This is a genomic window from Tichowtungia aerotolerans (assembly GCF_009905215.1).
GTDB classification, from domain to species: Bacteria; Verrucomicrobiota; Kiritimatiellia; order Kiritimatiellales; family Tichowtungiaceae; genus Tichowtungia; species Tichowtungia aerotolerans.
This window is the reverse complement of record NZ_CP047593.1, coordinates 293,448-318,636: the sequence shown is the minus strand read 5'-3', so window position 1 is coordinate 318,636 and position 25,189 is coordinate 293,448. Positions and strand designations below refer to the sequence as shown.

General features: G+C 54.1%; 24 protein-coding genes and 1 rRNA gene. 13 read left to right on the top strand and 12 right to left on the bottom strand.

Annotated features, from left to right (window positions below):
• The first annotated feature begins 67 nt into the window (after positions 1-67).
• Positions 68-182 (top strand): 5S ribosomal RNA (gene rrf, locus GT409_RS01250).
• A gap of 289 nt (positions 183-471) precedes the next feature.
• Here rrf and GT409_RS01245 read toward each other — a convergent pair.
• From GT409_RS01245 to GT409_RS01215, 7 genes are all read right to left on the bottom strand, one after another.
• The gene (locus GT409_RS01245) at positions 472-1,689 is read right to left on the bottom strand and encodes an IS256 family transposase (protein WP_160625940.1); all 1,218 of its coding nucleotides are present in this window, start codon (positions 1,687-1,689) and stop codon (positions 472-474) included.
• Between the two features lie 102 nt (positions 1,690-1,791).
• Positions 1,792-2,826, bottom strand: coding sequence for a NosD domain-containing protein (locus GT409_RS01240; RefSeq protein ID WP_160626166.1), 1,035 nt, complete (start codon positions 2,824-2,826; stop codon positions 1,792-1,794).
• A 3-nt stretch (positions 2,827-2,829) separates the two neighbouring features.
• Positions 2,830-4,050: an HlyD family secretion protein gene (locus GT409_RS01235; protein WP_160626165.1), complete on the bottom strand. Its 1,221-nt coding sequence runs from the start codon at positions 4,048-4,050 to the stop codon at positions 2,830-2,832.
• Positions 4,043-5,248: an ABC transporter permease gene (locus GT409_RS01230; RefSeq protein ID WP_160626164.1), complete on the bottom strand. Its 1,206-nt coding sequence runs from the start codon at positions 5,246-5,248 to the stop codon at positions 4,043-4,045. Before GT409_RS01230 ends, GT409_RS01235 begins: the two co-directional genes overlap by 8 nt.
• On the bottom strand, positions 5,245-6,516 hold the full coding sequence (locus GT409_RS01225; protein WP_160626163.1) for an HlyD family secretion protein: 1,272 nt from the start codon (positions 6,514-6,516) through the stop codon (positions 5,245-5,247). The genes GT409_RS01230 and GT409_RS01225 overlap by 4 nt, the downstream gene beginning before the upstream one ends.
• Positions 6,513-7,196 (bottom strand): ABC transporter ATP-binding protein, encoded by a 684-nt coding sequence (locus GT409_RS01220; RefSeq protein WP_269844963.1) that lies wholly within the window; start codon positions 7,194-7,196, stop codon positions 6,513-6,515. Before GT409_RS01220 ends, GT409_RS01225 begins: the two co-directional genes overlap by 4 nt.
• A complete protein-coding gene (locus tag GT409_RS01215) occupies positions 7,189-8,703 on the bottom strand; it encodes a TolC family protein (protein ID WP_160626162.1) in 1,515 nt (504 codons plus the stop codon). Before GT409_RS01215 ends, GT409_RS01220 begins: the two co-directional genes overlap by 8 nt.
• Positions 8,704-8,967: 264 nt before the next feature.
• Here GT409_RS01215 and fabG point away from each other — a divergent pair, with 264 nt between their 5' ends.
• The 3 genes from fabG (at position 8,968) to fabF (ending at position 11,319) form a co-directional block, all read left to right on the top strand.
• Positions 8,968-9,711, top strand: coding sequence for a 3-oxoacyl-[acyl-carrier-protein] reductase (gene fabG / locus GT409_RS01210; RefSeq protein ID WP_160626161.1), 744 nt, complete (start codon positions 8,968-8,970; stop codon positions 9,709-9,711).
• 45 nt (positions 9,712-9,756) lie between these two features.
• On the top strand, positions 9,757-9,996 hold the full coding sequence (gene acpP / locus GT409_RS01205) for an acyl carrier protein (RefSeq protein ID WP_160626160.1): 240 nt from the start codon (positions 9,757-9,759) through the stop codon (positions 9,994-9,996).
• Positions 9,997-10,074: 78 nt separating this feature from the next.
• Entirely contained in the window at positions 10,075-11,319 is a 1,245-nt protein-coding gene (gene fabF, locus GT409_RS01200) for a beta-ketoacyl-ACP synthase II (protein WP_160626159.1), read from the top strand.
• 89 nt (positions 11,320-11,408) lie between these two features.
• Here fabF and corA read toward each other — a convergent pair whose 3' ends face one another.
• Positions 11,409-12,494: a magnesium/cobalt transporter CorA gene (corA, locus tag GT409_RS01195; protein WP_160626158.1), complete on the bottom strand. Its 1,086-nt coding sequence runs from the start codon at positions 12,492-12,494 to the stop codon at positions 11,409-11,411.
• Positions 12,495-12,620: 126 nt separating this feature from the next.
• Here corA and GT409_RS01190 point away from each other — a divergent pair, with 126 nt between their 5' ends.
• Entirely contained in the window at positions 12,621-13,634 is a 1,014-nt protein-coding gene (locus GT409_RS01190; RefSeq protein ID WP_160626157.1) for a 1-aminocyclopropane-1-carboxylate deaminase/D-cysteine desulfhydrase, read from the top strand.
• Here GT409_RS01190 and purM read toward each other — a convergent pair.
• On the bottom strand, positions 13,627-14,658 hold the full coding sequence (gene purM / locus GT409_RS01185) for a phosphoribosylformylglycinamidine cyclo-ligase (protein WP_160626156.1): 1,032 nt from the start codon (positions 14,656-14,658) through the stop codon (positions 13,627-13,629). The genes GT409_RS01190 and purM overlap by 8 nt on opposite strands.
• 210 nt (positions 14,659-14,868) lie before the next feature.
• On the opposite strand from purM, the gene GT409_RS01180 reads away from it, so the two are divergent.
• Positions 14,869-16,737, top strand: a complete 1,869-nt coding sequence (locus GT409_RS01180) for an ATP-binding protein (RefSeq protein WP_160626155.1) — start codon at positions 14,869-14,871, stop codon at positions 16,735-16,737.
• 2 nt (positions 16,738-16,739) lie between these two features.
• On the opposite strand, the gene GT409_RS01175 is transcribed toward GT409_RS01180, so the two are convergent.
• Positions 16,740-17,714 carry a sodium:calcium antiporter gene (locus GT409_RS01175; RefSeq protein ID WP_160626154.1) on the bottom strand — a complete coding sequence of 325 codons (975 nt, stop codon included), beginning with the start codon at positions 17,712-17,714 and terminating at the stop codon, positions 16,740-16,742.
• A 222-nt stretch (positions 17,715-17,936) separates the two neighbouring features.
• Here GT409_RS01175 and GT409_RS01170 point away from each other — a divergent pair, with 222 nt between their 5' ends.
• Genes GT409_RS01170 through hflX form a run of 5 tightly spaced genes read left to right on the top strand, consistent with a single transcriptional unit; the run spans position 17,937 to position 21,988 of the window.
• A complete protein-coding gene (locus GT409_RS01170; RefSeq protein WP_160626153.1) occupies positions 17,937-18,470 on the top strand; it encodes a TraR/DksA family transcriptional regulator in 534 nt (177 codons plus the stop codon).
• A gap of 18 nt (positions 18,471-18,488) precedes the next feature.
• Complete coding sequence (lspA, locus tag GT409_RS01165) at positions 18,489-18,959, top strand: signal peptidase II (protein ID WP_160626152.1); 471 nt, start codon at positions 18,489-18,491, stop codon at positions 18,957-18,959.
• The gene (gene miaA, locus GT409_RS01160; protein ID WP_160626151.1) at positions 18,949-19,878 is read left to right on the top strand and encodes a tRNA (adenosine(37)-N6)-dimethylallyltransferase MiaA; all 930 of its coding nucleotides are present in this window, start codon (positions 18,949-18,951) and stop codon (positions 19,876-19,878) included. Before lspA ends, miaA begins: the two co-directional genes overlap by 11 nt.
• 7 nt (positions 19,879-19,885) lie before the next feature.
• Positions 19,886-20,653, top strand: a complete 768-nt coding sequence (locus tag GT409_RS01155; RefSeq protein WP_160626150.1) for a metallophosphoesterase family protein — start codon at positions 19,886-19,888, stop codon at positions 20,651-20,653.
• Positions 20,654-20,701: 48 nt separating this feature from the next.
• A complete protein-coding gene (gene hflX / locus GT409_RS01150) occupies positions 20,702-21,988 on the top strand; it encodes a GTPase HflX (protein WP_160626149.1) in 1,287 nt (428 codons plus the stop codon).
• 48 nt (positions 21,989-22,036) lie between these two features.
• Here hflX and GT409_RS01145 read toward each other — a convergent pair whose 3' ends face one another.
• Positions 22,037-22,432, bottom strand: coding sequence for a hypothetical protein (locus tag GT409_RS01145; RefSeq protein WP_160626148.1), 396 nt, complete (start codon positions 22,430-22,432; stop codon positions 22,037-22,039).
• Between the two features lie 164 nt (positions 22,433-22,596).
• On the opposite strand from GT409_RS01145, the gene GT409_RS01140 reads away from it, so the two are divergent.
• Together GT409_RS01140 and GT409_RS01135 are read left to right on the top strand one after the other, a co-directional pair.
• Positions 22,597-22,962: a DUF3127 domain-containing protein gene (locus GT409_RS01140; RefSeq protein WP_160626147.1), complete on the top strand. Its 366-nt coding sequence runs from the start codon at positions 22,597-22,599 to the stop codon at positions 22,960-22,962.
• Positions 22,963-23,053: 91 nt separating this feature from the next.
• Positions 23,054-24,262, top strand: a complete 1,209-nt coding sequence (locus GT409_RS01135; protein WP_233231635.1) for an argininosuccinate synthase — start codon at positions 23,054-23,056, stop codon at positions 24,260-24,262.
• 148 nt (positions 24,263-24,410) lie between these two features.
• Here GT409_RS01135 and GT409_RS01130 read toward each other — a convergent pair whose 3' ends face one another.
• Positions 24,411-25,154 (bottom strand): hypothetical protein, encoded by a 744-nt coding sequence (locus tag GT409_RS01130; RefSeq protein ID WP_160626145.1) that lies wholly within the window; start codon positions 25,152-25,154, stop codon positions 24,411-24,413.
• Between the last annotated feature and the right edge of the window lie 35 nt (positions 25,155-25,189).

Sequence of the window (25,189 nt, the reverse complement as noted above, 5' to 3'; positions counted from 1 at the left end):
CTGTTACTGACTGATAACTAAAAACAAATAACCAATAACCCGATCGCAAAGCGATCGATACCACTTTTCCGGTGGTTATGGCGAGAGTGACCCACCCGTTCCCATTCCGAACACGGAAGTTAAACCTCTCAGCGGCAATGGTACTGAGGAGTTGACCTCGGGAGAGTAGCACGCTGCCGGATCTATGAAGGCCCTGTTCGTTTCGACGAGCAGGGCCTTCGCCTTTTTCAGGCCCGTCGGTTCCACATGGAACCAACGGGCCTCTTTTTTTGCCTCACCCTCAGCAGTGGATTGACGGAAAACGGATTGATATACTCGGGAACGCCAGGCGCGATCGGTAGTGTCCAGAATCTTTCGCACTTTCGTTTTGGAGTTCTCCATAAATTCTGTTGTTCGGGGCGGCCTCTGGGCTTCGGGCCAACGAGAATGGGTCATATAACTCGTCGGAGTTGGGTCGAAGCCCGAGGCCGCCTATGCGGCATTCTTCTTGAGTTGTTCCAGTTCGTAGAGTCGGGTCATGTTCAGGTAGCGGCGCGTCCCCCATTTGGTGCCTGCGATGTGGCGTAGACGAGCTGCGACCAGCATCAGCGCGGACTGTCCGTCAGGAAAGCTGCCGACTACGCGGGTACGTCGCCGGATCTCGCGCATAATCCGCTCCAACGGATTGTTGGTGCGGATGCGCCGCCAATGCTCCTCGGGATAGCTCATATAGCTCAGTGTTTCGTCTACGGTTCGTTGCACGTGATCGGCCGCTTTGTTCAGCTTCATGCCTTTTAGCTTTTCTACGACTGCCTGAGCCTTTTCCAAGGCCGCTTCGCGGTCTTCCTGGGCATGAATTGCTTTGAGCATGGCAGCGACTGCTTTGACTTTCTGGCGCGGTACATTCTGGAAGATGTTGCGGTACCAGTGAACCACGCAACGTTGCCAGTCGGCGGATGGATAAACCTCGGCGACCGATTCCACCAACCCAAGGCATTTATCGCTGACGATCAAGCGAACCCCTTTGAGCCCCCGCTCCTTCAGATCGCGCAAGAATGCTTGCCATCCGGCCTTGTCTTCCTTCTCGCCTTCGGCGGCACCAAGAATCTCTCGATAGCCTTCCGCATTGACTCCAATAGCGACCAGAACCGATACGTTCTTCACTTCGCCGCCCCAGCTGCGCTTCAGGCAGATCCCGTCGAGATAGACGTACGGATACTCGCCATCAATCGGGCGTGTCCGCCACTTCTCGATGCGTTCATAAACTTTTTGGTTCAGGTTACTGACCGTTCCCGGGCTGACTCGCGTGCCCCACAGTGCCTGCGTAATATCTTCAACACGGCGAACCGACACCCCGGCCAGATACATCTCCATCAACGCTTCTTCGACGGAGCTTTCACGACGACGATAGCGTTCAATGATCTGTGTCTCAAAGGGAATGCTGCGAAGCTTGGGTACTTTGAGCTTCACACTGCCGGCTTGTGTCTCCAGTCCACGCTCGTAATGGCCCGCACGAGAATCCACCCGATCCGGGCTTCGCTCATAGCGTTTTGCTCCGCACAGGGTATCCGCTTCGGCATCCAGCAGGCCGTTGAGCGTCTCCTCAACGGAGCCTCTCACCAGCTCCTGCAGATGTCCCCGCACAGCCGAGTCGTCAATTTCGATGATCTTTTTCGTGGTATCTTCCGTCGTCTTTTGGTCTCTATCCATTTGGTTCTCCTTGTGTTTGCTGACACACGGCTGGTTTTACCAGCCGGGAGAACCCCAATTCAAATGTGCGAAAGATTTAATACGCTATCGCGCGATCTCCGCTTATTCGGCTGAAAGAGGGGATTGCCTGTGACCGGTCTTTTTTGATTTCCCTGTGGGTTTGGAATCGTCCAGTCCGAGGGCGGCTTTTTTTCGATCCATCTTATTGCGGCTTTTGGCCGGGGAGTTGGTTTTAACGTTGTCCGGGATGGAGGGCAGCAGACTGAGGTCGACGCCTAGTCCGGTTGCTTCGGTAAGGTCGGTCAGATTGTTTTCTCCGCGATCGGGCAAAGGAATTGTGCAGGTTCGCGTAAATACACCCCAGCAGTGGTTGGTATTGATCCATTTCACCGAGTTTTCGAGAACGATGGAATCGGTGGCATCTGTTTCATACACACCGCCGCCACTGTAATTGGATGTGTTCAGCCGGACGGTGCAGTTGAAAAGTTTGCTGCGGTAGGCTCCGGCACCCAGGTGGCTGACCCGATTGCCGATGATGAGGCAGTTATGCAGTTCGACCAGTGCCGCGCCGCCGCCGCGCAGGGCATCGTTGTTGGCAATGATGCAGTTGCGGGCAATGCCGCCATAGAGTCCACCGCCGTAGTTGTGGGCATCGTTATCGATCAGAATGCAGTTTTCCAATTCAGCGCCTTCTTCGCAGAATGCGCCGCCGCCGGATTGGCCGGAATAGCCGTCCTGCAGGTACCCGCGCGTTCCGCCGTTGCGCAGAGTGAAGCCGATCAGTCGTGCTTTTCGGCCGAGATAAACACAGCGAACAGCGTTGCTGGAAGCGGGCCGGATTCCTTCGATCATGGTGGTTTCCGGTCCATTGATGCTGCGGAGGGTGACGCCGTCGGGCAGGGCAACGCGGTTGGTGAGTGTGCCGCTGACGCATTTACTGCCGTTGGTGTAGATGCCGGGCGCGGCGAGGATTTCATCTCCCGGTTCGCAGATGTCGGCGACATCCTGCAGAACCGATGCCGCGGTTTCCGGAGTGGTGTATGGAGGTTGTCCGGTTCCGTCCGGTGCCGCATAGCGGGTGATTGCCTGCACGGAGCCGGTCAGGGCAAGGATCAGGATGGCAGGAAGACAGCGCATGGGTTAAAGCTCCTTGTAGACCAGTGTAAGGTGTTCCGGTGACCGGTTGGTGAGCAAATAGTAGTCGGCGGTTTCTGCCGTGCCGTCAAGCGGAAGCAGGCGATCGCCTCCGTCGTCTTCGCGAATGGTTGCCAGAGGGACGCCGTCCTGAGAGATTCGAATATAATCTTTTGGAATGGCAACGGCTTCTCCCCAGTTGCGGATTAGAAACTGCAGGTTGCAGACCATGCCGGGCTTGAGGCGGGCGAAGGCTTCGGCATCGCTGCTGTCGATTTCCACGATGACTTCAAAGAATTTTTTATACTGCCGATAGTGGCCTTCGGTGGCGAGTGTGGAAATGGAGAGAATGTTTCCGTGATACAGCGTTTCCGGGTAGGAGATCGGCGTGAAGGTTACCGCGCCTTGCTCTTTGATTTTATTGACCCACTGTTCTTCGAGGTAGACGCGAATGATTTTGGATGAAAACTCCGGCAGGCGTGCGAATTCGCGGTTTTGCGACAGCGTATCACCTTCTTCCGCTTTTTTCCAAAGTCCGGAAATGTAGGTGACCGGATAGACAACGAGCGATTCGCGCTCCGCCGTGAAACGGTATTGTTCCAGCTGTTTTTCAACGTTGGAAATCTGGCGCTGGATACGTTCAATGCGCTGGTCGACCCGCCGAAGCTTTTCCTTCTTATCAAACTGCAGCTGTTTGAGCTTTTTTTCGGCAGCCTGCACGGAGCGCCGGACGTTGTTGAACTCAGAGACTGCGATTGACCGCCGCTTGTCCGCTTCGTACTGCATGCTGATTTTCCGGACTTCAGCAATGTTCAGCTCTTCATTGGAACGTTCGAGAATAACCTGCTGGGAGAAAATAGCCGTGTCTGCGGTGAGCTCTGTATCGAGTCGGGCCTGTTTTTCTTCCGCTTCTTTTTCGCGCAGCTCATCAATATTCTGCAGCAGTTCAGCGGTATCAAATTCAGCGACGAGATCGCCGGGGCTGACTTCAGATCCTTCCGGACAGAGGTAGATCAGCTGTTTGCTGTAGCGGCCGCCCGGTGCGCGAAGCTCTTCATAGAAAAGTGCGTCCACTTCTCCCCGGGTTTCGACGGTTTCAATAAACGGGGCACGTTCAATCGGCAGCAGCACTTCGCTGCGGACAGTTTCGCGGGTGCGCAGCGCGACGAAGATGCCGCCGATGACCAGCAGACCGATGATCGTCCAGATGGCTTTTTTCTTATTCATAGCGCAGGGCATCAATGGGGTTGAGTTCGCTGGCGTTCCGGGCCGGGTAGTAGCCGAAGAGGACGCCGATCAGGACGGAAAAAGAGAAAGCGATGACGATGGCGGAGATCGGGATATGGGTTTGCCAGCCGGTGGAGGCGGCGATGATTTTGGTGAGGATGACTCCGACCAGAATGCCGATGACGCCGCCGGCAGATGTCAGTACGACGGCCTCCGCGAGGAACTGATGCTGAATGTCGGACTGGGTGGCGCCCATTCCGCGCCGAATACCGATTTCCTTGGTGCGTTCCATAACGGACGCCAGCATGATATTCATGATTCCGATTCCGCCGACCAGCAGGGAGATGGCGGTGATCAGCAGCATGATGCTGTTGAAAATATTCTGAGTGCGTTCCTGCTGGCGGAGCAGCGCTTCGGGCACAACCAACTCAAAGTCGTCGAGCTCAGAGTGGCGACGTTTAAACAGGTCGCCAAGCAGCTGGGACGAAACCTGAATGGCCCCGGTGTCGCGAAAATGGAAGATGGCCGTGGTGATAGGCGATTCGAACGAAATGGTTTTTTCGTAAAGAAAAGGAGCGTGTCCGGGCACCAGAATATCAGATGCAACCCCGGGACGATCCGCAAGAACGCCGACGACAGCGAATGATTCCCCATTGAAGCGAACCTGGCTGCCGACGGCCCGCGACCGGCTGAACAGCCGCGCCGCCGCTTCCGGTCCGAGCAGGCACACTTTTTTGTTCAGGTCGTAATCCGTGCGGACAAAGAGACGTCCGTCTGAGGCAGACAGCTCCATCACATCCAGATAGGACAGCGAAACTCCTTTGATCGGCATCGTCGACTGGAAGGTTCCTGTCTGAATGAAAAATTCCTTTTGCTTTACGGATGCGGTCTGGTCGACGCCAGGCAGCAGTTTTTTTGCAAAAGCAATATCGGAGGGGAGGATGCCGTCGGTGACATAGCGGCCTTTGGAGTGGGCGCTGGTTCGGATGTGGGCGATATCGTTGACAAAAACATTCTGAATGCCCATCTGCTGGATGCTTTTGAGCGCTTCTTCCTTTGCGCCTTCGCCAATAGCTGTCATGGCAATTACGGCGGCCACCCCGAAAATGATTCCGAGGATGGTGAGGAACGAGCGCATTTTATGCTCCAGCAGTGTTTTGCGGGAGACGCCCAGATATTTGATGAAACGCAGCCTCACGGAGCGGCCTCCCAGCGTACAACGGCGGTATCGTGCTGAGAGTCATTCAGCCAATCCTTAAAGGACCGGTTCAGCAGAATAACCGGCTCTGCTACGTCTTCGGAAAGTACAGCCCATTCTTCACTTGCATCCGCCAGATCAATCCGGATTTTCTGAGGACCTTCTTCGCCCTGAACAAAAATCCAGTCGCCGTCTGCATCGGTGTAGATTGTGTTGAGCGGCAGGGCGGTTGCCTGCATGTATGTGTCGGCATCGATAATGACACGGGCGTTCATGCCGGGGCGCAGCCGATCGAGATCTTGCTCATTGATGCGGATACCCACGGTGAACACTTTAATGAACGGATTGTTTTCCTTCACATGGGCCAGTCGGTCAATGCGGTAGATTTCTCCGGTGAATACGGCATCTTTAAATGCTTCCAGATAGATTTGAGCGAATTGACCGATACGAATGCGCCGAATATCTTCTTCAGCCACTTCAACCTGCGCGGTCATTTTGAACAGGTTCGGAAGAATCATAAAACGCTGGTCTTTATAGAGCGTATCGCCAAGCTGCACTTTTCGTTCCGTGCCCATAACGCGGGTTTTAGGATAGACAACCAATCCTTCGCAGGGTGCGCGGATGGTCAGTGCGTCAATGGAGGCTCGAGTTTCTTCGACTTCTTTTTCGTTGTGTTCAATCAGCTCATGAACCTGCCGCAGTTTGAGCTCCCATTTCTGCTCTTCCTGCTTCAGGCGGTTTTCGGCCAGTTTGACGTTGGCAACGGCCTGATTGAGCTGGATTTCCGATTTCTGCTGCTCGAGTTTAGGGGCGTAGGCCATGGTTTCGTAGGTCAGCCGGGCGATATTCTCGTTTTCCTGTTTGCTGGCCAGGTTGGCTTTGCAGTCGTCGACGGCAATGGTGCGCGCAATTTCTGTGTCCTGAAGCCGGGCGTAAAGTCCGGCGCGCAGCAGGCTTTCGAGCCGTTCTTCAAGCTGGATTGTGTCGAAGACGGCAACGATATCGCCTTCTTTCACAATGGTGCCTTCCGGCAGGAGGAAGGTGATTTTTTTCGTGTATTTGATGTCCGGTGCAGAAATATTGACGGCGCCTTCCGATTCAAGATCCCCGCTGGCGTTCACGGTTACGGTGATATCGCGCGGAAGAGCTTGCACCGTGGTGAGGGTGTAGACGGTTCGCGACCGGTCGGCGTAGCGCAGAGTCGCGATGATTCCCAGCACCGCGACGCCCTGCGCAATCAAAAGTTTTTTCGAGGTGGTTTTTTTCATTGGTAGGATCCGGTTTCAATTTTCCCGTCACGGATATGGATGATGCGTCTGGTTTTTTCTGCGACTTCGGGCTCGTGAGTGACAACAATGATCGTGCAGCCGTCCTGATGCAGCCGGGCGAACAGCTCCATGATTTCGGCGCTGGTGCGTGTGTCGAGTGCGCCGGTCGGTTCGTCCGCCAGGAGGATCGCCGGTCTGGTGACCAGTGCACGGGCGATCGCCACCCGCTGGCGCTGCCCTCCGGACATTTCGTTCGGCTTGTGGCGGGCGCGGTCGGCCAGTCCGACAATCTCGAGTGCGTGCATCACCTGATCATGCTCATCCGATGATTTTTCGCGGTAAAAGAGGGGCAGAGCCACATTTTCATAGGCACTGCAGCGCGGCAGCAGATTGAAGTTCTGATAGACAAAGCCGATTTCGCGGTTACGGATGTGAGCCTCCTCGTCGTCCGTCAGGTCGGTGACGTCCCGCCCTTTCAGCAGGTAGGTTCCGCGGGTCGGGCGGTCGAGAAATCCGATAATATTCATGAGTGTCGATTTGCCCGATCCCGATGTGCCCATGATCGACATGAAATCGCCGCGCATGACATCCAGGTTCACCTTTTTGAGCACCAGAATTTCCTCGTCGCCCAGATAATAGGCTTTTTCGAGATCAATCACCTGAACCAGAGAATCACTCATTTTCTGAATCTCCCGGTTCGGCTGGTTTGGTTGGATAGTCACGCTCCAGTTTGGCGATTTGAAGCAGCAGCTGGTATTGCAGCTGGATACAGGTTTCGTTGGCGCGGAAGAAATTATTTTTGTTGCGGATCATATCCCATGAGCCGATGGTTCCGTTTTCAAACCGCAGCTTTCCGAGCTCATAATCGGCGAAAGCGATGCGGAACTGCTTTTTAGAGAGTTCGTAGCGCTGGTGAAGGTCGCGCAGCTGCAGCAGGTCATCCGCCACCTGTCGCTGGTAATAGCGGAAGCGTTCTTCCAGTTCGAGGGTGTTGATGTCGATGTTGTTCTGCTGGGTGCGGACCTGGGAGCGGTCGATAAAGCGGGACTGGAACAGCGGCATGATCACTTTCAGGCCGGTTGACCACATGGTTTCTTCCCGGTCTGTCGTGCTCGCCAGATCAGAGTTTTCCCGGCTTCCGCTTGCGAATACGGAAACAGACGGGCGCAGATGGCGCCGGTAGTAGTCGGCGTTGATTTCGCTGCTTAAAAGCGCTGTGTTGAAGCGTGCCACATCCAGCGAGCTGTGCATGGCGACATCAAGCATGGCCGCCGCATCCCATTCCATGCCGGTGGGCGCATCTTCCAACGGTCGAAACTGAATCGAATCATTCAGAGGGCGATGCAGCAGGGTGAGAAGGCGGTTGCGGGCGGTTTTCCAGCTGCGTTCATCGGAGGCCAGAGCCAGTTCGGACTCGGTGAAGTCGCGGTCGTAGTCGAGCAGCTGATACTGGGCAATAATCCCCGCATCGTATTTTCGCTGACTTTCATCGTTCAGGCGGCGGTTGTCCTGAAATTTGAGACGGGTATTCAGGTAGACCAGCCATTCCCTCAGATAGGCGTAGTAGGCGGATTTGAACTCATAGATAAAATTGCGACGGGTTTGCTCTTCAGAGATGTGTTCAAGATCCAGCTGAAGTCGCGCAAGGCTCTGTGTACGGCTGATCGGATCCGGACGGAGCATTTCTTTTTCAATGACCAGACTCAGGGTTTCCACCTCATATCCGTTGTCATTATAACTTTTCTGAACTCTGCCGGTAATATCAATATTGGAGGGAAGGTGCTGTTTTAAAGTGGCATTACCTTTCCATTCCAGTCCGTTTTTCTCCCTGGTAGAGGTGGTTTCGTAGGTGCGCTCTGTATAGGCCGGATCGACTTCGATGGAAAACGCGGGAATGTACTGATATTGGGCGCGATTGACGTTTTCAATCATGCTTTTCAATTCCAGACGGGCGGTTTTCAGGGAAGTGCTTTTTTCAATCGCTTCGTCCAGGGCGTCTTCAAACGTCATGATCGGCTTCCTGCCGATTTGCTTGTTGATTTGCGGTTGCAGAAGGGTTTTCAGCGCGTTGTTTGCCACCTCCGGACGGTTGAAAACCAGTGGATCTTTATCTGGGGTGCCTTTTTTCTCTGCGATAGCACAGACAGCCGTCAGAGACACCAGAATACAGATCCAGAATCGTTTCATTGAGGTCCTTGTATTACTGCCCGAAATGGACAGATATTAAAAAAGAAGATTGTAATTTTAGCGGGACGATTCCGCAACTTAAACATATAAAAATCGAATGGATTATGAGGGCGATTCCGGTTCTGAAATCCGGCCGGAATTTGAGGGGAATTTGAGACTCTGATTCCCGGAATCCCGATATTGACAAGAAGGCGGGGATCTTTAGTATAAGTCGCCTTTTCGCCTCGAACCGATTAACACAAAACTATTAAAGGGAGAATCCCCATGGGACAGTTTGACGGAAAAATCGCTTTGGTAACTGGAGCCGCGCGCGGTATCGGCCAGGCCATTGCACTGAAACTTGCCGGAGAAGGGGCAGATCTTGCCCTGTGCGACCTGAAAGCAGAATGGCTCGAAGAGACCGCCGGCAAAGTAAAAGAACTCGGTCGCCGGGTTGAATGCTACAGCGTGGATGTGAGCAACGGCGAAGCCGTCAACGAAACCGTCAAAGCGGTCGAAAAAGATTTCAGACAGATCGACGTGCTGGTCAATAACGCCGGAATCACCAAAGACGGCCTGCTGATGCGTATGAGCGAAGACGATTGGGATGCCGTTCTCAATGTGAACCTCAAGGGGGTCTTCCTGTTCACCAAAGCCGCCATGCGCGGAATGATGAAAAAACGCACCGGAAGCATCGTCAATATCGCCTCCATTATCGGGCTGATCGGCAACGCCGGCCAGGCCAACTACGCCGCGTCCAAGGGCGGAGTGATCGCTTTCAGCAAAACGGTTGCCCGTGAACTCGCCAGCCGCAATGTGCGCTGTAATGCAGTGGCTCCGGGCTTTATCCGCACCGCAATGACGGATGCGCTTCCTGCAGACGTTCAGGAAAAAATGCTCGGAAATATCCCGCTGAACAAGTTTGGAACCCCTGAAGATGTGGCCAATGTAGTGGCTTTTCTGGCAGGGGACGCCTCAGGTTATGTCACCGGACAGGTGATTTCGACTTGCGGCGGCATGGTTATGTAAGGTAAACACAGTCTCTCAACAGGAGCCGAAATAAGGAGAAATGCAATGGCACTTGAAGATAAAGTAAAAGATATCATCGTAGAACAGCTCGGCGTAAACGCTGATCAGGTTAATCCCGAAGCTTCATTTATCGAAGACCTCGGCGCTGATTCGCTCGATACCGTCGAACTGGTTATGGCTTTCGAAGAAGAGTTCGGAGCAGAAATCCCGGATGAAGACGCTGAAAAGCTGACTTCCGTCGGAGCTGTTATCGACTACCTGAAGTCCAAAGGTCTTGGCGAGTAAAGACCGGTCATGGACCGACTGCCCGGGAACCTTTCATCGGGTTCCCGGCTTTTTTATATCAGTTTTCGGAGGTGAATTATGAGTGGTCGTACTGTTGTTATAACCGGACTGGGAGTGGTCTCGCCGGTTGCGAGTGGAATCGACAAGTTTTGGGACGGCATTAAAAACGGAGTGTCCGGAATTGACCGGGTTCAGTCCATGCCTGATATCGACCAGTATCCTGTTCAAATCGCTGGGGAAATCCGCGATTTAGACACGGAACAATTCATTGATAAAAAAGAACTCCGGAAAATGGATCCCTTTTCCGTCTACGGACTGGCCGCCTCGATTATGGCCGTCGAAGATTCCGGACTGAATCCGGAAGAAACGGATCTTGAGCGCGTCGGCGTGATTGCCAGTTCCGGGATCGGCGGCATGCAGTTTATGCAGAACCAATGTATCCGTGCCATTGAAGGTGGACCTCGCCGCATCTCTCCCCAGCTCATCCCGCAGATGATCACCAACATCCTTTCCGGATATGTGTCGATCAAATACGGCTTTAAAGGCCCCAATTTCTGTGTAACCAGCGCCTGTGCTTCCGGAACCCACTCTATTGGCGAAGCCATGCGTATCATCCAGTACGGCGATGCCGATGTTATGGTCGCCGGTGGCGCGGAAGCATCCGTTGCCATGCTCGGAGTCGGCGGATTTGCCGCCCTGCGCGCCACCAGCCGCCGCAACGACGACCCGAAAGGCGCCTCCCGTCCGTTTGATCTGGACCGCGACGGCTTTGTGATGTCCGAAGGCTCCGGAATTGTTGTCCTTGAAGAAAAAGAACACGCCATCAAGCGCGGTGCAAAAATTTACTGTGAACTGGCTGGATACGGCCGCACCGGCGATGCCTACCACATCACCGCTCCCGACGCCGCAGCCGATCAGGCCGCCCGCGGCATGCGCCTTGCCTACGAAGACGCCGGCCTCACCGCTGCAGACATCGACTACATCAACGCTCACGGAACCAGCACCCCGCTCAATGACAAAGGCGAAACGCTCGCTATCAAAAAAGCGCTTGGCGAAGAACTGGCTTACAAAGTGGCTGTCAGCTCAACCAAAGGGATGACCGGCCATATGCTCGGCGCCGCCGGCGGCGTGGAAACCGCTATCTGTGCACTGGCCATTCGCGACGGAATCATTCCGCCGACCATCAACTACACCACGCCCGACCCGGACTGCGATCTCGACTACGTCCCCAATGAAGCGCGGAAAGTGGATATCAACGTTGCACTGTCCAACTCGCTGGGCTTTGGTGGACACAACGCTACGCTCTGCTTCAAGAAAGCATAGGTGCCGCAACGCAGTTGCCTGCCAATGTTTGGAAAAACAGAGGCCGTCCGTAATCGGACGGCCTTTTTCTTTTTCCTCGGTTTGGAACTCTACGGATCCTTACGCCGTCGGGGCGATGACAGCCAGCCTTTGTGTACAAACCAGGCAAACATGGCGAGTCCGAGAACCGTCATCACGCCAAGCGCAATAAAATAACCGTTGTGGACGTGCAGTTCCGGCATGTTTTCAAAGTTCATTCCGTAGATTCCGGCAATAAAGGTCAGCGGAATAAAGATGGTGGCGATGATCGTCAGCACTTTCATGATTTCATTCATGCGGTTGCTGATGCTCGACAGGTAAAAATCCATCAGACTCGATCCGGTTTCACGGTAGGACTCCGCCAGCTCCAGCAGCTGGACCGCGTGGTCCTGGCAGTCCCGCAGGTAAGGCAGCGTCGACTCTGTAATCAGCCGTGATTCCGAATGAGCCAGCGCTCCGGTCATTTCCCGCACAGGCCAGAGCGTGCGCCTCAGGCGGGTGAGGTCGTGTTTAATATTAAACAATCGGTTCCGGGTGGAGTTGTCCGGCTTGCCGAGTACGTCATCTTCCAGTTCTTCGAGGCGAAGATCGTAGGCTTCAAGCACCGGGAAATAAGCATCCACAATGGCATCAATCAGCGCATACAGCAGATAGTCCGGGCCCGCACCGCGGATGCGTCCCGCATGATTGCGAATCCGATCGCGTACCGGATCGAGGCAGTCGCCTTCAACCTCCTGAAATGTCAGGACAAAATTTTTCCCCAGAAAGAAGCTGACCTGCTCTCCGGACAGACGCTCTTCATTCAGAGAAAGCATGCGCATGGCTGTATAAAGCGTGGTTTCATAATCATCCACCTTGGACCGCTGTCTCAGGTTTACAACATCTTCAAGGGCCAGCAGATGCAGGTCGAACATGCTGCCGAGCTGTCGCAGGATCGATTCATCACCCAGTCCGTTCACATTAATCCATGTAACCGGCCATTTTCCGAGATACTCATTTAGCTCGGTTAGATTCCCAATTGGTTTCTCTTCCACTTTGTCCGGCCCGTAGGCAATCACGCGAATGGCCGGTTTCGGCCATGACGGATCAATCACCAGAGAGCCCGGAGCCAGGCCGGGCTTCCGCTTCGGATGGGGTAATCGGTTTTTTTTGCTCATAACGGTAGACCTCAAACTCCGGATTGTTGCGGGATGATAGACTGGGGCTGTGTATCAACGCAATTGTTTTCCAGACCATTGGAAATGGCACTGTTGTTACCGGCGGATGTTTGATAAAACGAACAGATGAATGATCTCTTCAGCCGGTTTTCGAGAGCGGCACTGGCGGAGCTGCCGACGCCGGTGGTGGAACTTCCAGTCATTGAAAAAACGGTTGGGCATGATCGGTTGTTTATGAAACGCGATGATCTCAGCGGTCCGGTTTATGGCGGCAACAAGGTTCGCAAGCTGGAGTTTTTGCTGGGAGAAGCGCTGGATCAGGGGCGCAAGACAGTCATCACGTATGGAGCGGCGGGGTCGAACCACGCGCTGGCGACGGCGATCTGTTGCCGGCAGCTCGGGCTGAATGCCATCTCCATTCTTGCTCCGCAGGAGCCGACGGATCATGTCCGCAAAAACCTGCGCATGGGGCAGGCGGTCGGTGCCGAACTGCATCTCTGTTCTGATTTTAACGAGTTCCCGGAGGCGACGCGCCAAATTGTTGAGCGCTGCAAAGAGCGCGACGGAGTTGAGCCGACCATTATTCCGGCCGGTGGAACCAATGCGGTTGGTGCGCTTGGGTTTGTGAATGCGGCGCTGGAACTGGCGGCGCAAATGCAGCCGGATGTCATTTATGTTCCAATGGGGACCGGCGGCACGGTGGCCGGACTGCAGGTCGGGTTTCTTCTGACAGATTTCAAGCCGCGCATTGAAGCGATTCGTGTGGTGGAACGAGCGTTTCGCGACGAATCACATATCAAAGCGTTGTGCGATGAACTGTGCGAAAAGCTGGAGATTCAGGAGCGGGTTGCTTTGGAGGACATTACAATCCGTGATGAGTTTTTCGGCGACGGATATGGCATTGCGACGCCGGAAGGCCGTGGGGCTGTGGACGTTTTCCAAAACCTGGAAAATGTTGTTTTGGAAAACACCTACACCGGCAAGACGGCGGCGGCGCTGCTGCACGATCTGCGCGCAGGAATGCTGGACGGCCAAACGGTACTTTACTGGAATACTTTAAACTCCCGCGATTTCTCGGATGAAATCACGGGAGTTTGCGGGCGGGATCTGCCGCCGGAGTTTGCGCCGTACTTTAGTTGATCAGGCGGGATTTGCCTTCGCCGGCTTCAACGCGTCCGATGATTTTCGGACGGGCTTTTTCCTTCTTGAGGATTTCCATGGCGGCGTCGGCGTCTTTGGCGCGGACGAAGATGACGTAGCCGATTCCCATGTTGAAGACGCGGTACATTTCTTCGTGATCCACTTTGCCGGCTTCTTCAATGAATTCGAAGAGGGCGGGTGTTTTCCAGGTGGAGCGGTCGAAGACGGCGTCGACGTTGTCCGGCAGGATGCGCGGAACGTTGTCCACGAGGCCTCCGCCGGTGATGTGCGCCATGCCGTGCACCTTGATCTTGCTCATCAGAGCGACAACCGGCTTGAGATAGCTTTTGTGGACGGCGAGCAGGGCTTTTTCAAAGGTGGTTTTGGTTCCCGGCACGAGGTCGGAGAGCTTTTTCTTTGCTTTCTGGAAGATGACTTTGCGGGCGAGCGAATAGCCGTTGGTGTGCAGTCCGGTGGAGGGCAGGCCGATCAGTACGTCGCCTTTGCGGATGCTGGCACCGGTGATGACTTTTTTCTTCTCAACCTGTCCGACGATGGTGCCGACGAGGTCGTATTCGCCTTTCGGGTAGAGGCCGGGCATTTCGGCGGTTTCGCCGCCGAGCAGGGCGCAGCTGTTTTCGCGGCAGGCTTTGGAGAGTCCGGCAACGACGGCTTCGAAGACTTTCGGTTCGAGCGCAGCGGCTCCGAGGTAGTCGAGGAAGAAGAGCGGGATGGCGCCCTGTACGAGGATGTCGTTGGTACAGTGGTTGATGAGGCACTGGCCGACGGTGTTGTGCTTGCCGGCCATGTGAGCGACTTTCAGCTTGGTGCCGACACCATCGGCGCTGGCAACGAGCAGGGATTCTTTGCCGGGCGACTGAAAGAGTCCGCCAAACGAACCGATTTCGCTGACGACACCTTTGGTGTTGGTGGATTTAACGTTCTTTTTGATCCGTTTAAGTGAATCCATCATGACGTCAATGTCGACGCCGGCCTGTGCATATGCGCTTTTTTTCTTTGCCATCTGTATTTCTCCGAAAGTGTGAAAGGCAGGAATCTATCATGGTCGGCTTAACGGACAATAGAAAAAGAAAGTCGTTTCTTCCGGGACGAGCAGGAGAGCGGATAAAAACGGGGGAAGCCGATTGTTTTTTTTCAGGTGCGTCTTTATCCTTTATCCCCTATGAGCAACCTCGAAAAGTCCACAGCGTCATTTTTCAGAAGTCTGGCGTTTGTGCTTCCTGCCACACTGACTGTTGTGGTCAGTGCCGTTCTTTTCTTTGTGGCTGGTGCACTGATTGCCCGCGAAAAGACGGTCGTTGAGCATGAAATCCGCAGCAATATGGAAGAAATGCTTTCGCTGACGGAGCTCGCTTTGGAGCAGTCTGTGGTCAATCGGGACGAGACGACAGTTCGGCATTTCCTGCGCTTCCTGCTGGATGTTCGCGATATTGTTTTTGCGGGAATTTCAATTGGAGATCCCGCGAACCCTGAGTTTGAGTATAATGAGGTGCTTCACGGGTTCGGCTGGGTGGTTCATCGCCAGGAGGTTGCCGAAAGCCATTTTCTGGAGGGTATCCGCGTGATGCCGCTGGGCGAGGAGAGTCTGGCCGAGATCCGGTTGGTTGCATCCAATCGAAATGTCTGGGAAGAACTTGGTCAGCAGGTGTTTACAATTATTGTTATCACCGTGATTGTGGTCGTTAGTTTATCGGTCGCCACGTTCATGCTGACGCATCGGTTGATTGCCTGCCCGGTTGCCGCACTTTCAAAATCGGCTGGAGAGATTGCTCAGGGAAAGTTGGATGAGAATGTGCCGATCAGCCGGCTGAATGAGATCGGAAGGCTGGCGCAGCAGATGGACTCGATGCGCTGCTCGATCAAAAAACTGATTGATGATCTGGATCGTTCCAAATCCCGGCTGGAGCAGCGGGTTGAAGAGCGCACGCGGGATCTTCTGAAGGCCAAAGAAGCTGCTGAAGTCGCCAACCGTGCAAAGAGTGAATTTCTGGCCAATATGAGCCATGAGCTGCGCACGCCGATGAACGGTGTGATCGGAATGACGGATATTCTGGTTGAAACCGATTTGAACAACGAACAGCGGCGATCGGCCGAGACGATTCAGCATTCGGCACAGTCTTTGTTGACGATTATTAACGATATTCTCGATTTTTCAAAAATTGAGGCCGGGCATCTGAAGATTGAGCAGCGGCCGTTCCATCTGAAGAAGGTTGTTGAAACCGTTCGGGAAATGTTTCTTCCCGATGCTGTGGCCAAGGGATTGAAGCTGGAGTGCTGCTATCCGGAGGATCTGCCGTCATACCTCGTTGGGGATGAAGTCCGTATCCGGCAGGTGTTGACCAATCTGGTTGGCAATTCCATTAAATTTACGAATGACGGCGGCGTGTTTGTGGATGTTAAAAAAGCAGAACAGTCGGCCGATTCCGTTAAAATTCGAGTCAGCGTGCGGGATACGGGGGTCGGAATCTCTGAAGAACAGCAGCAGCTGATTTTCAATAAGTTTACTCAGGCGGACTTGTCAACCACACGCAAATACGGCGGAACCGGCCTGGGCCTGTCGATTTCAAAACAGCTGATCGAAATGATGGGCGGGCGGATTGGTCTGAACAGTGAGCCCGGTCAGGGAACGACATTCTATTTTGTGGTGGATCTGAAGCTTTATAATCAGGATCTTCCGGAAGAAAATCGTGTGGAATCCATTCCTCTGGACATTTCCGCGCGTATTCTTTTGGCCGAGGACAACTATGTGAATCAGTTGGTGGCGAAAAAAATGCTGACGTCATTCGGTGCCACGGTGGAGGTGGTTTCGGATGGACAGCAGACGCTGGAAAAACTGCAGGAGGATCCGGAGTTCGATGTGATTCTGCTGGACTGCCAGATGCCGGTTATGGACGGGTATACTGCGGCCGCGGAGATCCGAAAGATGAATAACCGGGCGGCAACGCTTCCAATTATTGCCATGACTGCGCACGCAATGGCCGGTGATCGTGAAAAATGCATTGCTGCCGGAATGAATGAATACGTCACCAAGCCGATCAAAAAAGAGATGATGGCCAAGGTGCTGCATCAGGTGCTCGGCTGAGATTATCCGCGGTAGAGTGCGTACAGCCCGATGATGTAAAGAAGCAGGGTCAGGACGGATTCCCACGCAACTTTTTTTGCTTTCTTATGCAGGCGCGAGCTGATGGCAGCCGTGCACACGGTGGCCAGAATGCATGCTCCGAGAAAAAGAAGGTTTGGGTTCAGATTGCTCGGAATGTGAAACGCCTCTTTGCTGTATGCCAGATCGGAGATTGCGCAGACAAAGACGTTGAACATGTTTGAGCCGATAATGTTTCCTACCATCAGGTCATACGCTCCCATGCGCACGGCAGAAATGCTGACGGTCAGTTCCGGCAGCGAGGTCGCCAGCGCCAGGAACAGCGATCCCACAAAGCTCTGCTCCAGTCCGGTCTGCTCAGCAATCCGATCGCCCAGTTTGGCCAGCGTGGTTCCGGCCAGAACAATGATGACCGACATGACCGCAAACTGCAGAATGATTTTTCCGGCATCAGAGTGAACCGGTTCTGGGGCGGTTTCCGCGAATCGGTTCTGTTCCCCGCGGTGCGTGCGCACAAACAGGAACAGATACAGCGCAACAATCAGCAGGCTGCCGAGATTGAAATGCATTCCCAGAATATGGATGCTGTTCGGCAGAGTCAGAGTCAGCAGAACCGCGCTGATCATGATGAAATAATACAGAAGGGTCTTCAGATGATGGGTTGTCTGCCGGAGAATGCCTTTTTTACGGAACAGCAGGTCACAGAGGGCAATAATCATCAGATTGAACAGGTCGCTTCCCAGAGTGTTTCCGACCGCCAGGTCCGGCCGCCCGACTTTGAGAACTGCTCCCAGCGATGTCGACAGTTCCGGAAGGCTGGTAATCACACTGACCAGCAATAGTCCGACGGTGGAGCTGGAGATATGAAAAGCCTCGGCCAGTTCTTCAGCCAGCCTGGAAAGCCGGGTGCCCGCAAAAATAATTATGGCGGCAATGGCTGCAAAAGTTATCCAGATCATTGAATGAGGCTCACGCTAACAGGGTTTTTGTAAAGCGGGGTGCTTTACTCCTTTTGAGAATTTACCAGACTGTCTGGCGGCATCCAGCCGAAATTTTGTGACAAATCCAACTCCGGATAATAAGCGGGAAGCCGGTTGACATGCCGGCACCGAAGTGATAAAAGCTCCCCTCATTTTTTAGATTCCGCTTGGCGAACCCGCTCAGATAAAAGGATTTTCAGAATGGCTGAGAAAAAAGTTTCAAAGAAAAAAACGGCTGCGAAGAAGACGGTCTCCTCAAAGGCTCCGGCGAGCAAGGCGGCTCCCGTGAAGAAGGTAAAGCGTATTCCGATTGATGCCATTGAGGCCAAAGAGGTTACGCCGCGCAAGATTTTTAAGGCCAAAGAGCTCGCGGAATTTAAAGATCTTCTGCTGACCCTGCGTGAGCGGGTTTCCGGCGAATACAGCTCTTTGTCTCGCGACAACATGGCGGCCAACCAGCGCGATCCGTCGCTCTCTGACCAGGGAACGGACACTTTTGACCGCGAGATGGAACTCAACATGATGGGATCAGAGCAGGAAGTTCTGTTCGAAATCGATGCCGCCCTGCGCCGCATTGAAAAGGGAACCTTCGGAATCTGTGAATTGACTGAGGAAGAGATTCCGAGAGCCCGTCTGGAAGCGCTGCCGTACGTGCGCTACACGGTTGAGGCCCAGTCTCAGCTCGAGCAGGGCCGCGCCCGTTTCCGCCCGTTTGGCGGAACCATGCACGGTTAATCCCGAAAGGATCGTTTCATGCTCCCCATTCTTTTGTGCCTGATAATCGTTTTGATTGATCAGTTCTCGAAAGTATGGGTCCGCTCCACCTTCGTCTGCGGCGCTCCGCCGCAGGAGATGATCCCCGGCTTTTTCAATCTCGTCTACGTCCGGAACCCCGGCGCGGCGTGGGGAATGCTCGGCGGGCAGCAGGCGATCCTGATTCTGCTCTCAGCCGTTGTTCTGATTCTGCTGGCGGTGTTCCATCGCCGGGTGCTCAATCCGACGCTCGACCACCGCATCGCGCTTGGTCTGATGCTCGGCGGCATCCTCGGAAACCTTATCGACCGCATCAAGCTCGGTTGGGTCACGGATTTCCTCGATTTCCATATCGGCACACATCATTGGCCGTCCTTCAACGTCGCCGACTCCGCGATCTGCGTTGCAGTCGGCCTGTACCTGCTTTCTTCCCTCTGGCACAAAAGTCATCCGTTGAAAAATGACAGCTGATCGTCCCAGCGCGTTCGTACTTGTCGGTCCGACCGCTTCCGGCAAAAGCTCTGTGGCGCAGCGCCTGGCCGAACAGACCGATGCAGCCCTCGTTTCTGCGGATTCCATGAACATCTATCGCGGTATGGACATCGGAACCGCCAAGCCGCCCGCCGCCGAGCGCGGCGTGGTTCCGTATTATGGAATTGATCTCGCTGATCCCACCGAATCTTTCAGTGTTGGCGACTGGCTCAATGCCGTCAAACCGGCGTTTTCCCAATGTTTGGAAAAACCTGCGATGGTGGCAGGAGGGACGGGGCTCTATGTAAAATGCCTGCTCGCAGGCCTCGACGATCTGCCCGCCGCCGACGAAAAACTCCGGGCGCGCGCCGAAAAAATGAGCCTTGCCGAACTTCAGGCCGAAGCGCAGAACGCTGCGCCCGAGGCCTATCAGGCCCTTTCGGATAAAGAGAATCCAAGACGTTTGGTTCGTTTGCTCGAAACAGTTCCAACCCTTGGAAAAAAGAAGGGTGCAGACTCAGCCTGCTGGACAAAAGAGCTTCCTGCCGTCGTCGGGCTGCATGTCGAGCGTGACGTATTGCACAAACGAATCGCAGAGCGGGTCGATCAAATGTACGCCGAAGGCCTCATCGAAGAGGCGCGGGGCCTGATTCCCCTTGAACTTTCCTCTACGGCGCAGCACGCCATCGGCTATGCAGAAGCTTTTGCCGTTTTGAGAAACGAAATGACCGAAGCACAGGCCAGAGAGAAGACCATCATTCGAACCCGCCAGCTCGCCAAGCGCCAGATGACCTGGTTCCGCCACCAGCTCAATGTTGAGTGGGTTGAAACCCGAACATTCCAAACTCTGGAAAAACTGGCGGAGGAAGTTTTCAGGGTTTGGGAAAAAGATGGAGCGGTGCCGTTGCTGGGCGTATAACCAAAGCATGAAAAGGGCAGGAGCTATACTGTTTGTTCTGTTCGCGGCGCTTGGGGTGTTCGCCGGCGAGCCGTTCTTCTTTGTGCAGCTCACGGATACACATTTCGGGCAGGATGACCATTTTGAGCGCGGGCGCGCGGCCGTAGAGCAGATCACCGCACTGCCGATGGATATCGCGTTTGTTGTTCTGACCGGCGATATCGTGAATGACTGCATCACGGATTCCAAAACGGTGGAGCGTGTTTTCCAAACCCTTGAGCCGCTGAAGGTCCCGGTACATTTCCTGCCGGGTAATCACGATATTCTGGAGGAGAACATCGCTGAAACGACGGCGGCGTACACGAATGCTTTCGGTCCGCTGATTACGTCAGCAGAATACAACGGGATTCGCTGCATTTTTGTATATACGGAGCCGCTGACCGGAGAGGTCGTGATTCCGGAGTATGATCCTCTGGTTGAGCTGGAACTTTTGCTGGAGGAGCAGGAAACGCTGGTGTTTCATCACACCCCGTCGGTGGACAGCTTTTATAACGGAAAGGCTCATGCGGGCTGGGGCCGCAGGGACGTTGGCCCCCAATGGGTGGATCTGCTGAATCGATATGATGTGAAGGCGGTGCTTGCCGGGCATTTCCACCGCGATGAATTTCATCGGCTTGGCGAGGTGCCGCTGTTTGTAGCACCGCCGCTTTCCGGACGGTTTGGTCGCCAGGGTTCATTTCGAATTTATGAGTATCGGGACGGTCACCTCAGTTTCCGAACTGTTTATCTGAAGTGAAATTGGGATTGCACTGTTGCAGGAACTGACGTTTCATCACCGCTTCTTATGAGTGAAACCTTTGAAACAGATAATAAAGAGATTGAACGGGCCATTCTGGTCGGTGTGTGGGTGCGCGGGCAGAACGAAGAGTGGGAAGTTCGCGATACGCTCGACGAACTCGCGCAGCTGACCGCTGGCGCGGGCGCCGAGGTGCTTTCGCAGATTCTCTGCAAACAGTCGAAAATCCATGCCGGGCATTTTATCGGTCAAGGCAAAGCCGAAGAGATTTCGCAGAAAGTGCTCGAGGAAGATGCCAATCTGGTGGTGTTTGATGAAGACCTTACGCCTGCCCAGGGCCGTAACCTGGAAAGTGTGCTCGGCGTGCGCGTGATCGACCGCACGCAGCTGATTCTCGATATTTTTGCCCAGCGCGCGCAGACGCGCGAAGGTTGCCTGCAGATTGAGCTGGCCCAGCATTTGTATCTGCTTCCACGCCTCCGCCGCATGTGGACGCATCTGGAGCGCCAGAAAGGTGGTATCGGACTGAAAGGGCCGGGAGAAACCCAGCTCGAAATGGACCGTCGCCGCATTCAGGATTTAATCCGTACACTCAATAAAGAGCTGACGCAGGTGCGGACACGTCGTGCCGAGCAGCGCCGCGGACGCCGCCGCCACGGATGGGCGCTTGTTTCGCTCGTCGGCTACACCAACGCCGGGAAGTCGACCTTGCTCAACCGGTTGGCCGGAGCTGATATTTATGCCAAAGATCAGCTGTTTGCCACGCTTGACCCGACGACCCGTCAGGTCGAGCTTCCAAACCGTGAGCCCTGCCTGATTACCGACACGGTCGGGTTTATCCGAAAACTGCCGCATAATCTGGTTGAGTCGTTTAAGGCTACGCTCGAAGAGGTGGCCGAGGCCGATCTGGTTCTGCATGTGATCGACTGCTCCCATCCGCAGGTCGAACAGCAGATTGATGCGGTGAATGTGGTGCTTCAGGAAATTGGTGCAGAAGAAAAGCCGGTACTTTGTGTGCTGAACAAGATCGATACCGACGAGGGCGCCGGCGCCGCAAAGCGCCTTGCCCGAACGCTGGGCCGTTCGGTGGCGGTTTCGGCTGTGACCGGCGAAAACATCGAGGGACTGCTCGATGAACTGTCCGATTGTCTGAAGGGCGACAAGGAATTGATGAAACTGGAGGTTCCGCTTTCTGAAGGCCGTTTGCTGGCTTTGCTGAAAAACTCTGCCACTGTGCTGGAGGAAAAGTACGAAGGCCCCAATGCTGAATTGCTCGTGCGCGTTCCGCTTCCGCTTGTTCCGCGCTGTGAGCCTTATCGCATCGCTTCGACGTAAGCGGTGCGCAAAACCGGAACGGGGTGTCCTGTTCCGGTTTTCTTCGGTTTATTTCTGTCTGTTTTTTCTGCTGTATTCAGTTCCTGCCCACACGGCTTTACCCTCTTTGTCGCGCAGGATGATTGTTGAGCCGTCTGTTTTGATGGTGATTGGGGATATGTGCTCTTTATAAACGAATCCGCGAACTTCTGCGTCTTGGCCTGGTTTCAGTTTGACCGGCATGGAATTCCGGTACTTTTCCGGCCCGAGGTGGAGTTCATAACTTGTTTTTGACGTGACCAGTGTAAACTCAGTCCCGTCTTCGGACTGCAGGGTTCCGATTATCGTCTGAATGTTTCCTCTGGATACGACATCTTTGCCTTTAATTTCTTCAGTTGCAGTCGCAGTCAGTCCGAAAGCCAGGCTGATCGCGGCAATCCATTTCATTATCGTCTGTTTTCTCATGGCGTATCCTTTCTGGGTTTTTGTGTGCCATCTGTCGTTCCGAAACGGTGATTGCGGACAGAGGTTGAGATAACGCGCCTGATTCCGGGTTTATTGCAAGAAGGTTTGTAATTTGGCGCGTCATGTCCGATAGTTCCGGGCTTTGGAATTTTAAGGAGAAAAGCATGGCATACGAATTGACCGGAAAAGTGAAACTGGTGCAGGACTCACAAACCTTCGCCAGCGGATTTACCAAGCGCGAAGTGGTGGTGACTGTTGAAGATGGGAAATACCCGCAGGATATCAATCTCGAGTTTCTGCAGGACAAGGTGAGCCTGCTCGACAATGTGTCTGAAGGACAGGAAATCAAAGTGTCTTTCGACATTCGCGGACGTGAATACAACGGTCGCTATTTCAACAATCTGGTCGGTTGGAAAATTGAAGGCGACGATGCTGCTGCTCCGGCTCCTGCCGCTGCCGCCGATGACCGCCCGCCGATTCCGGATGACTCGGAAGCCCCCGGCGAATTCGATGACGATATCCCGTTCTAATAGAGTCAAAAAGTCAGAATATCTAAGGTCGAAAGTCAATGACCTTGGACCTGTGACTTTAAGACCTTTGACTTAAATCGACTGTAAGGAGATTGAAAAAATGAAAGTTGTATTGGCTTACTCAGGTGGTTTGGACACCACGGTCCTGCTGACATGGCTGCAGGAAAAATATAACGCCGAAGTGATCTGCTACTGCGCGAATGTCGGGCAGGAAGAAGAACTTGACGGTCTTGAGGAAAAGGCACTCAAGCACGGCGCAGTGAAGTGCATTGTCGACAATATCGAAGAAGAGTTCGCGAAGGACTACATCTTCCCGATGATGCAGGCCAACGCGATCTATGAAGGCACCTATCTGCTTGGCACATCGATTGCCCGTCCGCTGATTGCCAAGCGCATGATGGATATCGTGCTCGAAGAGGGGGCGGAAGCCATTTGCCACGGCGCGACCGGTAAAGGCAACGATCAGGTACGCTTTGAGCTGACTGCCTACGCCATCAAGCCGGACATCAAAATTATTGCCCCGTGGCGCATGCCGGAAGACTTCCCGTTCAAGGGCCGTACCGACATGATCAATTACCTCGAAAAAAGAGGCATTCCCTGTCAGGTGTCTGCGAAGAAACCCTACAGCACCGACCGCAACCTGCTGCACATCAGCTTCGAAGGCGGCATTCTGGAAGATCCGTGGAACGAAGCCGATGAAAGCATGTGGGTGATGACCAAGCCGCTGTCGCAGGCCAAAGACGAAGCAGAATACATCGAAATCAGCTTCGAAAAAGGAGTGCCGGTTGCCGTCAACGGCGAAGCACTTTCGCCGGCCGCGCTGATGCGCAAGCTCAACGAGCTTGGCTGCGAACACGCCATCGGCCGCATCGACATTGTCGAGAACCGCTTTACCGGCATGAAGGATCGCGGGATCTATGAAACCCCCGGCGGCACCATCCTGCAGGCCGCGCACCGCGCGATGGAATCCATCTGCATGGATCGCGAAGTGATGCACCTGCGCGACAGCCTGATTCCGAAATACGCCACGCTGGTCTACAACGGTTTCTGGTTTGCGCCGGAGCGCGAAATGCTGCAGGCCGCTGTCGAGAAGAGTCAGGAAACCGTTACCGGGGATGTCCGTCTCAAGCTCTTCAAGGGCGCGGTGCACACGGTCGGTCGCAAGTCAGACCTCTCCCTCTACAATCCGGAGCTTGTCAGCTTTGATGAAGAGGGTGGTTACGACCAGACTGATGCTACCGGCTTCATCAAGCTCAATGCCCTGCGCCTGCGCGTCCGCGCAGCGATGCAGAACAAATAACATCGGATTTTCGATGTTCAGAAGGGATTTTTCCAGGGCTTGGAAAAATCCCTTTTTATTTTTTGTTCTTTGGGAGGTTCTGGGCTGCCGGAACTCCCGTTTTTTTCACGGCTTGAGTTGCCGGAGTTTATTCCTGAGGTCTATCTGTTCAATGCCGTTCCGCCTGCATCAGAACATTTACTTCGTTTGCAAGCTCCGGATAGAGTTTGTTCAGACAGTCCGGGCAGATGGCGTGGCTGAATTTGGCATCTGAGTGGTTTTGGATATAATCCTCAAGCTGGTCCCAGTAGCCGCTGTCATTGCGGACTTTCTTGCATGAGGCGCAGATCGGAAGCAGGCCGGTTAGTGTTCGCACCTGCTTTAATGCTTCGGTTAATTCATCGCGCTGATCGCTGATTTGATTAATCAGCTGTTGCATGATTTTCCGGTAGCTGTAGATGACAACACAGGCAATTACGAAAAAGAAAATCATGCTGGCGATATAAACACCCCAGTGCCGTGGATTAATCATCAGACAATCCGGAGGCAGGTTCAATGCTCCGGAGCAGAAGCCGGTTGCTATGGTTCCATAAAACAGCAGGGTGCTGAGAATAAATGTCACAGCGATTTTCAGGGGATAAAAGATCGACATGATCACGGCGGAAATTGGGAAAATAAATACCATTCCGGCAAACATCCCGAGGGTGCCGATTCCGCCGATTCCGGCGACCGAAAAGGCCGCGATGAGAAACGGAACTTTATGCTGGATGTCGATCCTGCGGTTTAACGCAAGGAGAACAATCAGACCAACCGCTGCCACCTGCATCAGGTCGCGGGAATGCCAGCCGATTTGAAACGCTCTTATCTGTGCGGTAACGAGTGCGAGCAGACTGGCTACGGCAGTGACGCACATTGTTTTTTTATCAACTGATTTCTTAACAGCGATTC

Excerpts from the sequence above, each read along its gene's own strand:
- GT409_RS01225 (WP_160626163.1), bottom strand. The coding sequence starts at position 6,516 with ATGAAAAAAACCACCTCGAAAAAACTTTTGATTGCGCAGGGCGTCGCG.
- GT409_RS01220 (WP_269844963.1), bottom strand. The coding sequence starts at position 7,196 with ATGAGTGATTCTCTGGTTCAGGTGATTGATCTCGAAAAAGCCTATTAT.
- GT409_RS01170 (WP_160626153.1), top strand. The coding sequence starts at position 17,937 with ATGGCTGAGAAAAAAGTTTCAAAGAAAAAAACGGCTGCGAAGAAGACG.
- GT409_RS01130 (WP_160626145.1), bottom strand. The coding sequence starts at position 25,154 with ATGTGCGTCACTGCCGTAGCCAGTCTGCTCGCACTCGTTACCGCACAG.
- GT409_RS01190 (WP_160626157.1), top strand. The coding sequence starts at position 12,621 with ATGAATGATCTCTTCAGCCGGTTTTCGAGAGCGGCACTGGCGGAGCTG.
- GT409_RS01215 (WP_160626162.1), bottom strand. The coding sequence starts at position 8,703 with ATGAAACGATTCTGGATCTGTATTCTGGTGTCTCTGACGGCTGTCTGT.
- miaA (WP_160626151.1), top strand. The coding sequence starts at position 18,949 with ATGACAGCTGATCGTCCCAGCGCGTTCGTACTTGTCGGTCCGACCGCT.
- lspA (WP_160626152.1), top strand. The coding sequence starts at position 18,489 with ATGCTCCCCATTCTTTTGTGCCTGATAATCGTTTTGATTGATCAGTTC.
- GT409_RS01140 (WP_160626147.1), top strand. The coding sequence starts at position 22,597 with ATGGCATACGAATTGACCGGAAAAGTGAAACTGGTGCAGGACTCACAA.
- GT409_RS01145 (WP_160626148.1), bottom strand. The coding sequence starts at position 22,432 with ATGAGAAAACAGACGATAATGAAATGGATTGCCGCGATCAGCCTGGCT.
- purM (WP_160626156.1), bottom strand. The coding sequence starts at position 14,658 with ATGGCAAAGAAAAAAAGCGCATATGCACAGGCCGGCGTCGACATTGAC.
- GT409_RS01235 (WP_160626165.1), bottom strand. The coding sequence starts at position 4,050 with ATGAATAAGAAAAAAGCCATCTGGACGATCATCGGTCTGCTGGTCATC.
- acpP (WP_160626160.1), top strand. The coding sequence starts at position 9,757 with ATGGCACTTGAAGATAAAGTAAAAGATATCATCGTAGAACAGCTCGGC.
- GT409_RS01245 (WP_160625940.1), bottom strand. The coding sequence starts at position 1,689 with ATGGATAGAGACCAAAAGACGACGGAAGATACCACGAAAAAGATCATC.
- GT409_RS01175 (WP_160626154.1), bottom strand. The coding sequence starts at position 17,714 with ATGATCTGGATAACTTTTGCAGCCATTGCCGCCATAATTATTTTTGCG.
- corA (WP_160626158.1), bottom strand. The coding sequence starts at position 12,494 with ATGAGCAAAAAAAACCGATTACCCCATCCGAAGCGGAAGCCCGGCCTG.
- GT409_RS01155 (WP_160626150.1), top strand. The coding sequence starts at position 19,886 with ATGAAAAGGGCAGGAGCTATACTGTTTGTTCTGTTCGCGGCGCTTGGG.
- hflX (WP_160626149.1), top strand. The coding sequence starts at position 20,702 with ATGAGTGAAACCTTTGAAACAGATAATAAAGAGATTGAACGGGCCATT.
- GT409_RS01240 (WP_160626166.1), bottom strand. The coding sequence starts at position 2,826 with ATGCGCTGTCTTCCTGCCATCCTGATCCTTGCCCTGACCGGCTCCGTG.
- fabG (WP_160626161.1), top strand. The coding sequence starts at position 8,968 with ATGGGACAGTTTGACGGAAAAATCGCTTTGGTAACTGGAGCCGCGCGC.
- fabF (WP_160626159.1), top strand. The coding sequence starts at position 10,075 with ATGAGTGGTCGTACTGTTGTTATAACCGGACTGGGAGTGGTCTCGCCG.